At 69.7% G+C, this 11,980-nt stretch carries 14 protein-coding genes; 9 read left to right on the forward strand and 5 right to left on the reverse strand.

Going from position 1 to position 11,980, the window contains the following annotated elements; all coding sequences use genetic code 11:
• Positions 1–4: 4 nt before the first annotated feature.
• Complete coding sequence (locus ABL308_03995; GenBank protein XBQ17042.1) at positions 5–2,479, reverse strand: vitamin K epoxide reductase family protein; 2,475 nt, start codon at positions 2,477–2,479, stop codon at positions 5–7.
• A 149-nt stretch (positions 2,480–2,628) separates the two neighbouring features.
• Positions 2,629–2,841 (reverse strand): cold-shock protein, encoded by a 213-nt coding sequence (locus tag ABL308_04000; GenBank protein ID XBQ17043.1) that lies wholly within the window; start codon positions 2,839–2,841, stop codon positions 2,629–2,631.
• A gap of 230 nt (positions 2,842–3,071) precedes the next feature.
• Here ABL308_04000 and ABL308_04005 point away from each other — a divergent pair, with 230 nt between their 5' ends.
• Positions 3,072–3,371, forward strand: a complete 300-nt coding sequence (locus ABL308_04005; protein ID XBQ17044.1) for a hypothetical protein — start codon at positions 3,072–3,074, stop codon at positions 3,369–3,371.
• On the opposite strand, the gene ABL308_04010 is transcribed toward ABL308_04005, so the two are convergent.
• Positions 3,361–3,858 carry a TspO/MBR family protein gene (locus tag ABL308_04010; GenBank protein ID XBQ17045.1) on the reverse strand — a complete coding sequence of 166 codons (498 nt, stop codon included), beginning with the start codon at positions 3,856–3,858 and terminating at the stop codon, positions 3,361–3,363. The genes ABL308_04005 and ABL308_04010 overlap by 11 nt on opposite strands.
• A gap of 197 nt (positions 3,859–4,055) precedes the next feature.
• Here ABL308_04010 and ABL308_04015 point away from each other — a divergent pair, with 197 nt between their 5' ends.
• The 7 genes from ABL308_04015 to ABL308_04045 all read left to right on the forward strand — a co-directional run bounded on the left by ABL308_04015 (position 4,056) and on the right by ABL308_04045 (position 10,526).
• On the forward strand, positions 4,056–4,655 hold the full coding sequence (locus ABL308_04015) for a peroxiredoxin family protein (GenBank protein ID XBQ17046.1): 600 nt from the start codon (positions 4,056–4,058) through the stop codon (positions 4,653–4,655).
• Complete coding sequence (locus ABL308_04020) at positions 4,652–5,221, forward strand: GNAT family N-acetyltransferase (GenBank protein ID XBQ17047.1); 570 nt, start codon at positions 4,652–4,654, stop codon at positions 5,219–5,221. Before ABL308_04015 ends, ABL308_04020 begins: the two co-directional genes overlap by 4 nt.
• A 111-nt stretch (positions 5,222–5,332) precedes the next feature.
• Positions 5,333–6,232, forward strand: coding sequence for an ABC transporter ATP-binding protein (locus ABL308_04025; GenBank protein XBQ17048.1), 900 nt, complete (start codon positions 5,333–5,335; stop codon positions 6,230–6,232).
• Between the two features lie 3 nt (positions 6,233–6,235).
• On the forward strand, positions 6,236–6,973 hold the full coding sequence (locus ABL308_04030) for an ABC transporter permease (GenBank protein XBQ17049.1): 738 nt from the start codon (positions 6,236–6,238) through the stop codon (positions 6,971–6,973).
• Positions 6,974–6,991: 18 nt separating this feature from the next.
• Positions 6,992–8,779 carry an amidohydrolase family protein gene (locus ABL308_04035; GenBank protein XBQ17050.1) on the forward strand — a complete coding sequence of 596 codons (1,788 nt, stop codon included), beginning with the start codon at positions 6,992–6,994 and terminating at the stop codon, positions 8,777–8,779.
• Positions 8,776–9,927, forward strand: coding sequence for a sensor histidine kinase (locus ABL308_04040; protein ID XBQ17051.1), 1,152 nt, complete (start codon positions 8,776–8,778; stop codon positions 9,925–9,927). The genes ABL308_04035 and ABL308_04040 overlap by 4 nt, the downstream gene beginning before the upstream one ends.
• Positions 9,924–10,526 carry a response regulator transcription factor gene (locus ABL308_04045; protein XBQ17052.1) on the forward strand — a complete coding sequence of 201 codons (603 nt, stop codon included), beginning with the start codon at positions 9,924–9,926 and terminating at the stop codon, positions 10,524–10,526. The genes ABL308_04040 and ABL308_04045 overlap by 4 nt, the downstream gene beginning before the upstream one ends.
• Before the next feature lie 68 nt (positions 10,527–10,594).
• Here the strand turns inward: ABL308_04045 and ABL308_04050 are convergent, their stop codons facing one another.
• Together ABL308_04050 and ABL308_04055 are read right to left on the reverse strand one after the other, a co-directional pair.
• Positions 10,595–10,768: a DUF1328 domain-containing protein gene (locus tag ABL308_04050; GenBank protein XBQ17053.1), complete on the reverse strand. Its 174-nt coding sequence runs from the start codon at positions 10,766–10,768 to the stop codon at positions 10,595–10,597.
• Between the two features lie 6 nt (positions 10,769–10,774).
• A complete protein-coding gene (locus tag ABL308_04055) occupies positions 10,775–11,563 on the reverse strand; it encodes a response regulator (GenBank protein ID XBQ17054.1) in 789 nt (262 codons plus the stop codon).
• A gap of 180 nt (positions 11,564–11,743) precedes the next feature.
• Here ABL308_04055 and ABL308_04060 point away from each other — a divergent pair, with 180 nt between their 5' ends.
• A complete protein-coding gene (locus ABL308_04060) occupies positions 11,744–11,980 on the forward strand; it encodes a NepR family anti-sigma factor (protein XBQ17055.1) in 237 nt (78 codons plus the stop codon).

Here is an 11,980-nt window from a genome sequence, read left to right on the forward strand (position 1 = left end):
GGCGCTACACCACGAACCGGTCCCAGCCGCCATAGCTCGACCGGATCGGCCCTTTCGGCGGCGTCAGCGCGATGAGCGCGAGGCCGGCGAGGATCGTCACGGTCATGCCGATCCAGTCGGTCGCCCAGACCAGAGCCGCGATCACCAGCAGCGCCCCGCCCAGCGCGTTAAGCCAGCGCGCCGCGCGCCCGGCCTCTGAAAACGCGGTGACCGCGACGGTGACCACCAGCGCGCCGATCAGATGGTTGGCGTCGTAGAGCCGGCCCTCCACGCCGGGCAGGACCGGGCTGAACATCAGGCCGACGCCGATAAGCATGCTGGCGACGAGCGTGGGCGGGAACTGCACGCCTTCGAGGAAGATGTCCCTGAGGATCGCGCCGAGCGGGCGGTGAAACTCGTCCTCGCGGTGTTGCGGCGTGGGCCCGTCGTCGGTGTCGCCCACGAAGAAGACGCGCAGCAGCGGCCGGCCCTTCTTCTTGCGCCGCCAGAGGAACTGGGTCGTCGCGACCAGCTCTTCGAGCGCGTAGGGGATCTGCAGGAGCATCGCCGCGGCCGCGATCAGGCAGACCGTGCAGTAGGTCCCCAGAAGAATGGGCTGGATAATGATGAAGGTGATCGAGACCACGCCCAGCGGCACGATCATGATGCCGAAGCCCATCACCAGCCACGGCATGGTGCGCCAGCGCGCCCGCGTGCCGGCTATGCCTGCGACGATCTCCAGCATGTAGGCGACCGCGCCGAGCCCGGCGTCGGGGATCGGGAAGGCTTCGGAGACGTAGGAGGTGGTGATCTCCTCCGAGCCGTTCTTCGGCCCCGGCCCGCCTTGAAAGAACGGATCCCAGATCCCCTCGATCGAGTCCAGCTGGTAGGCCGTCAGGTGCCGCGACAGCAAGAGGCCGACCAGCGCCAGCCCGATGATCGGCAGGCGCTGGCACCAGGTGGACGGGGAGAAATCCCAGCCCGGCGGGGTGTCCGGCCCGGCCGTCGCCGCGGTTACCGACACGCCGGGTTCAGGCCGGGCGCACAGCGCCAGCCCGATCACGAAGCCGCCCACGAGCGTCTGGTTGAGATACGCCTCCGCCGTCGGCGCCCAGAAGACCAGCGGCGCCCATAAAAGCCAGAAGCCCGCCGCCATGGACACCCAGCGCGCCCGTTCGAACCGGCGGTAGACGCTGAACAGCCCGGCGATCGCGATCACCACGCCGCAGATCACGTCGGTCCAGACAGCGCCCGCGCTTTCGTAGGTGAGCGTCGGCGGCGAGCCGATCAGCCAGACCCCCAGCGCCGCTGTGAGCAGGTGCGCCCAGCGGAACTGGTCGTGCTCGATGCGCTTGCGCGCCTCGTTCTTGGTGCGGAGCGCTTCGGGATCGGCGCCGCGCTCGATCGCGGAGTCCATCCAGTCCGGCTTGGTGATCCCGTTCGCCTCGTACCAGCCGGCCGGGTCGCGCTTCAGCGCGTCGACCATCCCGGGCAGCGCCTCCCGGATGTCATGGCGGGGCCGCCAGCCCAGCGCCACACGGGCCCGAGAGATGTCGAGCGCATAGTGGTCTTCGGCCATGTCCATCATGAACGGCCGGATGAAGGGTTTTTCGCCCTGGTCGAAGGCGTCGGGCACGACAGGCTCGGACGCCGCCTCGATCGCCGCGCCGGCCTTGGCGAGGGGTTTGGGCGCGCTGATCGTCTTCCAGTCTTCCGCGCCGTGGATCAGCTCGCCGATCCGGTCCTGCAGCGCCGCGTAGGACACCGCGTGCGGCTCGCCGGCGAGGATCGTGTCTTTTTCGGGCAGGGCGTCGCGGCGCTCGACCGCGCGCACGAACAGATCGACCAGATCGTCCTGATGGATGAAGCTCTGCCCCGCGTCCTGATCGCCGGCGTAGACGCGGGACTTGATGTCGCGCTCATAGATGCGGGCGATCTGGTGGGTCAGCGTGGGCACGCCGCCTTCGTCGTCATAGAGCCCGGCCAGATGCAGGAACAGAACCGGCGTGTCGCCGCGGGTCTCGGCGATGATCTGTTCGGTCTTGGCCTTGGATTGCGGATAGGCCCATTTGGGCTCGATCGGCGCGCCTTCGTCGATCCGCCCGCCCGGCTCGGCGGGCCTGTGCACCAGCATGGTGCCCGAATAAATCAGCCGGCCGACCTCGTAGTCGGCAAGCGCGGCCATCAGATTGCGCGCGCCCTCTTCATTGACCTTGTGATAGGCGGGGTGGTCCTCGCCGGTGAAGTTGAAATAGGCGGCCAGATGGATCACCGCGGCGAAGCGCGATCCGTGCTCTTCGGCGATCTTCGACAGCGTCTTTCTCACGCTGTCGGCGTCGGAGATGTCGAACGCCTCGCACGGGTGGCCGTAGCCCGAACAGTCGAGATCGAGCCCGACGATGCGGTAGTCCTTCGACAGCGCGTCGCTGACCGCCGAGCCGATCGATCCGGCCGCCCCGGTGATCAGGACGAGAGGTTTGTCGTGTTCGGGCCGGTCCATTCGCGCGCCTTCTTCCGCCGCTTCGCTCGGTGACGAACACGGGGCGCGCGCGCCGCGTTCCGGGCGAAAAGCTGCGGCGGAAACGAAAAACGCCGCGCCGGGTGGCCGGCGCGGCGTCGTTCAGGTCCGGAAAAACCGGCGGGCGGGGATTAGTCCGCGGCGCGCAGGTTCACCGCTTTGGGGCCTTTGCCCCGGCGGTCCGGCTCGGTGTCGAAGCTGACGCGCTGGCCGTCGCGCAGGTCGGCCATGCCGGCGTCTTTCACCGCGGTGATGTGCACGAAGACGTCGTTGCCGCCCTCGTCCGGGGTGATGAAGCCGAAGCCTTTTTCGGCGTTGAAGAATTTGACGGTGCCCGAAGTCATGTCGAGGGCTCTCTTTCACGTAACCGCGCGGCGTCCCACGCATAGAAGACACACGCGCGGCGTCCCGCGCGCGGCATGCGGACTGTCGGTCGGGGAAAGAGGCTCAGGCGCGTCAGGCACGCAGTATGCACACATATTCTCCACCGGGCCTTGTTCAGGCCGCTCGTGCACGGGACACTATGCCTGAAATCCCGCCGCCTCACAAGCGAGAACGCCGAGCGAGAACGCCGATGCCGCGCAGACGATCCCGCTTCATCGAGAACCGCCGCGCACGGCGCCGCGACACCGAGGGGTTCGATCCCCAGGCGATGATGCGGCTGGCCGGCATGGGCGCGATGCTGCTGCTGTTCGTCGCCGTCGGCGCGGGGTTTCAGGGCGAGCGCATCACCAGCTGGTTCGCCGCGGCGGGCGGGCGGCTGGGCCCTCTGGCCGAGCCGGTCGTTTTCGGGCTCAGCGCGCTCGAGATCGGCGCGGTGGCGCTGGTGATCGCGGTGTTCGGCCTCGCCGCCTGGCGCACGCTCAGGCGTTGAGCGAGAAGGTCGCCCAGCTCAGCGCCAGAGCAAATCCCAGCCAGCCCAGAAGCGGCGTCAGCGCGACCGCGGCGAGCGGGGCCGCGCGTGCGGCGAGATAGAGCGTGGGGATGCACAGAACGAAGGCCGCGACGGTGACGTAGAACCCGTTCGCCACGCTTTGAAGGCCGAAATAGCCGAACGTCCAGAACAGGCACACGCCCCACAGCCCGATGATCGCAAGCCGCGCAGGCGTCCGCCGGCCCGGCTCGCCCAGACGGTCGGCCAGAAACGCCGCGATCGCCATCAGCGCGAAAAGCCCGGTCCAGACCGCGCCGATGACCCCGCCGGGCGGCGCCCAGTCGGGATTTTCCAGCGTCTGCGACCATTCGATCGCGCCGGAGCTGAAGATCCAGCCGTTCAGCGCGAGCGCCGCGCCGACGAACACGGCGAGATAAAGCGCCAACCGTCCCAGGCCCGCGCGCGGTCGTCTGAAAATGTTCGTCACGCCCGATCTCTCCTCAGCCGCCCCCGGCTGTCGAGCCCCATCGCCATGCTAGCACGGATCACGGCCCGTTTAAGGCGGCGCGCGATCCCGCGAGCGGCCAGCCTCGCCGCTCACGCGACGATCACATGGACGTGGCCGGGCTTTTCCATGGCGCAACGAAGCGGCATGGTTCGGGCTCATCTTTCCGGGAGCCCGCCATGATCCATTTTCTCTGCGCCGTTCTTCTCGCCGCCGGAGCCGCTTCAGCGGCGGTCGCCCAGCCCGACCCGGCCACGCTCGCCACTGAAGCGGCCGCCGAATTCGGGCCGGCCGTGGGCGCGCGCGCCCCGCTTCTGGACGCGCGCCTTCTGGACGGGTCGACGCCGACTCTGGCCGAATTGTCCGGCCCGCGCGGGGTGGTGGTGTATTTCAACCGCTCGCTGGACTGGTGCCCGATCTGCATCGCCCAGACGCTCGAACTGCAAGCCGCCGAGGAGCGCTTCAACGCCGCCGGCTGGGCGGTCGCGGTGCTGACCTATGACAGCGCCGAAGCGCTCGCGCGCGGGGTGGACCGGCGCGGGATCACGCTCACCGTACTGTCCGATCCCGATAGCGAGACCATCGACGCCTGGGGCGTGCGCGACCCGATCTATCAGAACCCCGAGCACATGGCCTACGGCGTGCCCTATCCGATCGCCTTCGCGATCCGGCCCGACGGCGTGGTCGCGGCCAAGTTCTGGCACGAGGGCGGGCTGGGCGCCGATCGCGGTTATGCCGTCCGGGTCAGCGCCGACGACGTTCTCGCGGCGCTGCGATGAGCGCGCTCGCCGAAGGGCCGGTTCTCGAGACCGAGCGCCTGATCCTGAGGCCTCCTGAAGAGCGCGATCTTCCCGGCTTTTACGCCCTGATGCGCGATCCGGTCGCCGCCGAGCATATCGGCGGCGTGATGGACGAGGCGCAGACCTGGCGGAGTTTCTGCGCGCTGGTCGGCCACTGGCGCTTGCGCGGTTACGGCTTCTTTTCGGTCGAGGAGCGCAGAACGGGCGCCTGGATCGGCCGGATCGGGCCCTGGTTTCCCCATCTCTGGCCGGCGCCGGAAGTCGGCTGGTCGATCCTGCGCGAGCACTGGGGCAAGGGATATGCGCCCGAGGCCGGCGCGGCGTGCGTCGACTACGCCTTCGACACGCTGGGCTGGGACCGGGTGATCCACTGCATCGCGCCGGCGAACGCCAATTCCAAGGCCGTCGCCAGAAAGCTCGGCTCGCGCTTCGACGGCGAACACGCCACCCTCGCCGGCCTCGGCCCGGGGATCGAGGTGGAAATCTGGGGCCAGGACCGGGCGGACTGGAACGCGCGTCGATCGCGTGTCCTCAGGGCGGGTTAGCCCCGTTCGCCCAGAAAGATGACATCTGTCACCCCTTGGCGGTGACGCGCGTCAATGCCGCTTCGGTTCGGATCGGGCGAGGGTGCTCCTCAAGAAAGGGAGGCATCGCCCATGACGTCGACTGCACCAGTCATTTCCGCCCGCGGGCTCAGCCGGGCGTTCGGGCGCACCAGGGCGCTCGACGGGTTCGACCTCGAGGTGGCCGGCCCCGGCGTTCTGGCGCTACTGGGGCCGAACGGGGCGGGCAAGACCACGTTCGTGAACGCGGCGCTGGGGCTCGTGCGCCCCGCATCGGGCGCGCTCGAAATCCTGGGCGGCGCGCCCGGCGATCCGCGGGTCAGGGCGCGCACCGGCGTGATGATGCAGGACGCAGAACTGCCCGATCTTCTGACCGCGCGCGAGCAGATCGCCCTGTTCGCAAGCTACTACCCGAACCCGCGCGGCGTGGATGAGACGATCGCGCTGGCCGGGATCGAGCCTTTCGCGACCAAGCGCTACGGCAAGCTTTCGGGCGGGCAGAAGCGGCGGGTGCAGTTCGCGCTGGCTCTTGTCGGCCGGCCCGACCTCATCTTCCTGGACGAACCCACCACTGGGCTCGACACCGAAGCCCGGCGCGGCCTGTGGGCCATCGTGCGCGCTGCGGCCGAGGACGGCGCGCGGGTCGTGCTGACCACCCACTATCTCGAAGAAGCCGACGCGCTCGCCGACGATGTCGCGGTGATGAGCCGGGGCCGGGTGATCGCGCGGGGCAGCGCGTCGGACCTGCGCGAGCAGGTCGGCGGCGCGCTGATCCGCTGCCGCACGCGCCTCGATGAGCCTGCGCTCGCCGCCCTTCCGGCCGTGCGCCGGGCCCGCGCGTCGGGCCGCTACGCCGAGCTCGCCTCGGCGGACGCGGTTCGAACGCTGAAGGCGCTGTTCGCTGAGGACCCGGAGGTCGCCGACCTCTCCGTCCGCCAGCCCACCCTCGAAGAAGCCTTCGACACCCTCACCGGACAAGACCAGGAGGCCTGACCCATGGCGCGTTCCGCAAACCCCTACACCGCCGAGATCGGCGCGGAGATCCGCAAGCTGGTGCGTGCGCCGGAATTCATCCTGCCCACCTTGGTCCTGCCGGTCGTGTTCTACGTGATGTTCGCCGTGCTGATCGCCGGATCGAACCAGAACGCGCCCTATCTTCTGGCGACCTTCGGCGTGTTCGCCGTGATGGGCCCGGCCCTGTTCGGCTTCGGCGCGGGCGTCGCGCAGGAGCGCGAGCGCGGCTGGCTGAAGCTCAAGCGCGCCGTGCCCGCCCCGGCGGCGGCCTATATCATCGCCAAGACCGCCGCCACCGTCCTGATGGCCGCCGCCGCGCTGATGCTGGTCTACGCCGCAGCCGCCCTGCTCGCCGGGGTGGCGCTCGATCGCAGCGCCTGGGCGCTTTTGCTCGGCGCGCACGTGCTGGCGGCCCTGCCCTTCGTCTTCGCCGGGCTGACCATCGGCTTCGTCTTCGGCAGCAACGCTGCGATCGCGGTGGCCAATCTGGTGTTCCTCGCCCTCGCCGTTCTGGGCGGGCTGTGGATCCCGATCATGGTCTTCCCCGAGTTCATGCAGGAGATCGCCTGGTTCACGCCGAGCTTCCACCTCGCCGAGATCGCGCTCGCCGCCAGCGGCGCGCCCGGCGACCGCCCGGTCGGGCTGCACCTGGCCGTGGTCGCGGCGATGACAGGCGGGCTCGCCGTGCTCGCCACCCTCGCCTGGCTGCGCCGGCGCTGAGACAAGGACACCCACGCCATGATCCGCTTCCTTTTCGGCTTCGCCGTTCTCGCCGCCGCCCTCGCGGGCTTCGTCTTCCTTCTGCCCACGCCGGACGCCGCAGACCGTCCGGTCGCAGGCGGGGCGAGCTCCACCCTCGCGATCACGAACGTGACGGTGTTCGACGGAACCGCCTTTGACGAAGACCAGACGATCGTGATCGACGGCGCCCGCATCGCGGCGGCAGGTCCCGGCATCGCCCCGCCTCAGGGCGCGACCGTGCTCGACGGGACGGGCCTGGTGGCGCTGCCCGGGCTGATCGACGCGCACACCCATAGCTGGGGCGAGGCGCTCACGGCTGCGCTCGACTTCGGCGTGACCGCCCAGCTCGACATGTTCGGCGCAGCCTCCGAGCTGCCTGCGACGCGGGCCGCGCGGGAGGATCTGTCGGTCACCGACCGCGCCGATCTGTTCAGCGCCGGCATGCTGGCCACGGTCGAGGGCGGTCACGGCACGCAGTTCGGCGTGCCGGTCGACACGCTCGCAGGGCCGGACGAGGCCGAGCGTTGGGTGGAGGCGCGCATCGAGGAGGGCTCGGACTACATCAAGCTCGTCTACATGCCCCGCTCGCCCTGGTTCGAGAGCCTCGACCTCGACATCGCCACGGCCCTGATCGAGGCGGCCCACGCGCGCGGTCTTCTGGCCGTCGCCCATATCGACACGCTGGAAGGCGCGCGCGAGATGGTCGCGGCCGGGATCGACGGGCTGGTGCACATCTTCGCCGACGCGCCCGCCGACGCTGCTTTTCTGGAGGCGGCGCGCGAGGCGGACGTCTTCGTCATTCCCACCCTGGCGGTGATCGCCTCGATCGCCGCAGAGGACGGCGCGCGGGCGCTGGCGGCCGATCCGCGCGTCGCCGACCGCCTGTCGGCCTCGGCCCGGCGCTCGCTGGAAGGCGGGTTCGGCATGCCGCCCAGCCCGCGCTACCAGTATCCGCTCGCCGCCGCGAACGTGCGGGCGCTGCACGAGGCGGGCGTGACGATCCTGGCGGGGTCTGACGCGCCCAATCCGGGCACGGCCTACGGGGTGAGCCTTCATCACGAGCTGCAGCTTCTCACTGCGGCGGGCCTCAGCCCGGCAGAAGCGCTGCGGGCTGCGACCGAAGGGCCTGCGCGCGCCTTCGGGCTCGAGAACCGCGGCGTGATCGCGCCGGGCGCACGCGCCGACCTGGTGCTGCTCGAGGCCAACCCACGCGAGGGCGTGAACGCCACGCTGTCGATCGCGAACATTGTGCGCAACGGGGTGCTGGCCGGTGAGACCGCGCAGCCCGGAGCGGGCGGCGCCGGCGTTGGGCTCGACACCAACGATATCGCGGTCTTCGACGCGGCGACCAACGGCTTCGCCTGGACCGCGACGACCGATGCGATGGCGGGCGGAAGCTCGACCGCGGCGCTGTCGGCGGAAGGCGGCGTGCTGCGCACCGAGATCGCCGTGCGTCCCGGTTTCGCCTTCCCCTGGGCCGGTCCGGGATATTTCCCCGCCTCCCAGAGCGCCAGCGCGCTCGATCTTTCAGGCCGCACGCTGGTCTTGCGCCTGCGCGCCGCGCCGGGGGAGTATCGGGTGATGGTCTTCAATCCCGAGCTTGCCGGCGTGCCGCCCATGGTTTCCATCACGCTTGACGAAGACTGGACCACGGTGAGGCTGGAGCTCGACGATATCGGAGGCTTCGAGTCCAGCGCCTTCGCCGGATTCGCCGTGGTCGGCGGCCCGGCTCTGGGCGAAGGCTGGATCGAGATCGGCGAGGCGCGATTTGAGACGGCTCCATGAGTGACCGGTGGCAGGTGAGCCCGGCGCCGGGCGGGACCGGGCGGGCGGGCCGGACGGACCGGCCCTGGTCGGTCGCCAGCGGCGAGGGGCTCGACCAGAGCCCCTGGTTCTACCTGCTCTATCTTCTGTTCTACTTCACGCCCTGGTTCTTCGAAGCGCCGAGCCGGTTCGATGCGATCGCCGGGATCGCCGTGGCGGCGGCGTTCGCGCCGATCTACCTGCTGTGCATGGGCAAGGGGCCGGCGCCGGCCCTGTCAGGCGCGGCGGTCGCGCTGGCGCTCAGCCTGATCCTCGCCCCGCTCAACGGGCTCAGCGGCAATTACGCGATCTTCGCGGTCACCATGGCGGCGAGCGTGCGGCCCAAACGGCTCGCCCTGGCGGCGATGGGCGTCGTCGCGCTGGTTTACCTGCCCGTCTCGGCCTTCCTTTTGCCGGTGTCGATATTCGAGATCGCCCTGACCAGCTTCATCGCGGTGATGGTGGGCCTGGCGACCATGGCCGGGTTCGACACCGCCGAGAAGATGAGCCTGAAGGAGCGCGCTTTGCGCCTCGACGCCGAGCTGGCCGCCGTGCGCGAGCGCGAGCGCATCGCGCGCGATCTGCATGACGTGCTGGGCCACACGCTGACCACGATCGCAGTGAAATCCGACCTCGCGGGACGCCTGATGGATGCCGATCCTGACGCCGCGCGCCGCGAGATCGCCGAGATCCGTGACGCCTCGCGGGCGACGCTGCGCGATGTCCGCGCTGCGGTGGCGGGCATGAACGCCACCACGCTCACCGCCGAGATCGAGCGGGCGCGGCGGTCCCTCGCCAGCGCCGGGGTCGCGCTGACGGTGAGCGGGGATGCGCCCGGCCTCGAACCGCGTGCGGAAACCGCGCTGGGTCTTTCTGTCCGGGAGGCGGCGACCAACATCATCCGCCACGCCGGCGCGAAAACCGCCAGGCTCACCCTCGAACGCAGGGAGAGCCTGGCCCGCATCGAGATCGAGGACGACGGAGGCGGCGCCGCGCCGGTCGAGGGCGAAGGGCTGACCGGCATGCGCCGGCGGCTCGAAGCGCTGGGCGGGCGGCTGAAGACCGGGCGCGGCGAAACCGGCGTGCGGATCGTCGCAGAAGCGCCCGCGAGCGCGAGGCTTGAACCATGATCCGGATCGTCATCGCAGAGGACCAGTCGCTGCTGCGCGGCGCGCTCGCCACGCTTCTCGGGCTCGAACCCGATATCGAGGTCGCCGCCGCGGCGTCCGACGGCGAGGAGGCGCTCTCCCTGGTCGCGCAGCACGATCCCGACGTTCTGGTCGCCGATATCGAGATGCCCGGCCTTACGGGTCTGGACGTGGCCGATACGCTGCGCAGCAAGGGCGCGCGCACGAAAGTGCTGATCGTCACGACCTTCGCCCGGCCGGGCTATCTTCAGCGCGCCCTGCAGGCCGGCGTGCTGGGCTATGTGCTGAAGGACGCGCCCAGCGAAGATCTCGCCGACGCGGTCCGCAAGGTGGCCGCCGGTCAGCGGGCGGTCGCCGCCGAACTCGCCGAGCAGGCCTGGGCGGCGGACGCCGGGCTCACCAATCGCGAGCGGGAGATATTGAGGCTGGTCGAAGCGGGGCGGTCTAACAAGGAGATCGCCCGCGAACTCGACCTGTCGCCGGGCACGGTCCGCAACTATCTGGCCGACGCGGGCGGCAAGCTCGGCGCGGCGAACCGGATCGAAGCCTTCCAGATCGCCCGGCAGAACGGCTGGCTTTAGGGCGCGAACGCAAAAACGCCCCGCTCGTCAGGCGAGCAGGGCGTCTTGTCTGCGTCCTTGCGGCCCCCTCAGACCGGCGGACGCCCTTTGAGCGCGTCGCCGATCGCGGCCAGAACCGCGAGGGCCAGAGCGATGAAGAACAGCCATTTGGCGATCGTCGCGGCCGCGCCGGCCAGCACGCCGAAGCCCAGGACCGCAGCGACGAGCGCGATCAGGGCGAAGGCGAGGGCGAAGCCGAACACGTGCGCTTACTCCGCCGCCGTCGCCGGCTCGTCTTCGGCGAAGAACAGCGCCTGGCTGATCGTCGCGCTGACGGTTTCGGGCATGAACGGCTTGGTGATCAGATAGGTCGGCTCGGGCCGTTCGCCGGTCAGCAGCCGTTCGGGATAGGCGGTGATGAAGATCACCGGCTTGGTCTGCTCGGCGAGGATGTCCTTGACCGCGTCGATCCCGGAGCTGTCGTCGGCGAGCTGGATGTCGGCCAGGATCAGGCCCGGCTTGGTCTCCGAAGCCAGCTTGACCGCCTCGTCGCGCGTGCGCGCCACGCCGACGATCTCGTGCTTCATGCCTTCCACGATCGCCTGGATGTCGAGCGCGATGATCGGCTCGTCCTCGATGATCATGACGCGCGTGGTCAGACCGCCTTCGAGATCGCGCTGGGCCTGGACGAGCTGTTTCTGCGCCTCCTCTTCGGAAATACGCAGGATTTTCGCCGCGTCGGACAGGGAGAACCCTTCCACCGCAGTCAGCAGCATGACCTGACGGGCTTTTGGCGTGATGCGCGACAGGCGTGCGCCGACCCCGTCGCCCTCCTGCGGATCCTCCGCGCCGGGGCCTTCAGGGGTGAAGGTGGCGTGAAACAGCTGGTAGAGCGCGACGCTCGGCGACAGGTCGGTGTCGAAAGACTCCTCGCCGGCGATGACCGCTTCGAGGCACGCCCGGACCCGCGCATCCCCGCTCTCCTGCGAGCCCGTGAGAATGCGGGCGTAGCGGCGCAGGTAAGGAATATGCGGCCGTATGGCGTCGGAGAAACTCATCAAAAACCCTCCCGGACAAACTCGATGTGGCTTCAACGCCGCACGATGCGGGCTGGTTCCATGGCGAACGCCGCGCGTGGAACATAACCAAGGCTAGGGCGTTCAGACCCTCGTGCAACTCGCCGTCTCCAAAGGGGTGGGGCGGCGCCGGTTTTCGCCCGGACCGAACGGATCAGGTAAATGGACGGCATGAGCAAGAAACCCGACGACGAGAAAACGCCTTCGCCCACGGACGCCGCGTCCGCGCGCGAACGGCAGAAACTGATCGGCCGCCGGCTGCAGTCGTTTTTCGACGACACCATCCAGCAGGGCGTGCCCGACGAATTCGAAAAGCTCCTCAGCCAGCTCGACGAGGCCGAAGCCGACCGCGACGGCGAGAAGGCCGACGGCGACGCGCGCAAGGGCGCGGGGAGCTAG

This window comes from Oceanicaulis sp. (genome assembly GCA_040112665.1).
GTDB lineage: Bacteria > Pseudomonadota > Alphaproteobacteria > Caulobacterales > Maricaulaceae > Oceanicaulis.

Coding starts and splice junctions, on each gene's coding strand:
- ABL308_03995 (XBQ17042.1), bottom strand. CDS start 2,479: ATGGACCGGCCCGAACACGACAAACCTCTCGTCCTGATCACCGGGGCG.
- ABL308_04000 (XBQ17043.1), bottom strand. CDS start 2,841: ATGACTTCGGGCACCGTCAAATTCTTCAACGCCGAAAAAGGCTTCGGC.
- ABL308_04005 (XBQ17044.1), top strand. CDS start 3,072: ATGCCGCGCAGACGATCCCGCTTCATCGAGAACCGCCGCGCACGGCGC.
- ABL308_04015 (XBQ17046.1), top strand. CDS start 4,056: ATGATCCATTTTCTCTGCGCCGTTCTTCTCGCCGCCGGAGCCGCTTCA.
- ABL308_04020 (XBQ17047.1), top strand. CDS start 4,652: ATGAGCGCGCTCGCCGAAGGGCCGGTTCTCGAGACCGAGCGCCTGATC.
- ABL308_04025 (XBQ17048.1), top strand. CDS start 5,333: ATGACGTCGACTGCACCAGTCATTTCCGCCCGCGGGCTCAGCCGGGCG.
- ABL308_04030 (XBQ17049.1), top strand. CDS start 6,236: ATGGCGCGTTCCGCAAACCCCTACACCGCCGAGATCGGCGCGGAGATC.
- ABL308_04035 (XBQ17050.1), top strand. CDS start 6,992: ATGATCCGCTTCCTTTTCGGCTTCGCCGTTCTCGCCGCCGCCCTCGCG.
- ABL308_04040 (XBQ17051.1), top strand. CDS start 8,776: ATGAGTGACCGGTGGCAGGTGAGCCCGGCGCCGGGCGGGACCGGGCGG.
- ABL308_04045 (XBQ17052.1), top strand. CDS start 9,924: ATGATCCGGATCGTCATCGCAGAGGACCAGTCGCTGCTGCGCGGCGCG.
- ABL308_04055 (XBQ17054.1), bottom strand. CDS start 11,563: ATGAGTTTCTCCGACGCCATACGGCCGCATATTCCTTACCTGCGCCGC.
- ABL308_04060 (XBQ17055.1), top strand. CDS start 11,744: ATGGACGGCATGAGCAAGAAACCCGACGACGAGAAAACGCCTTCGCCC.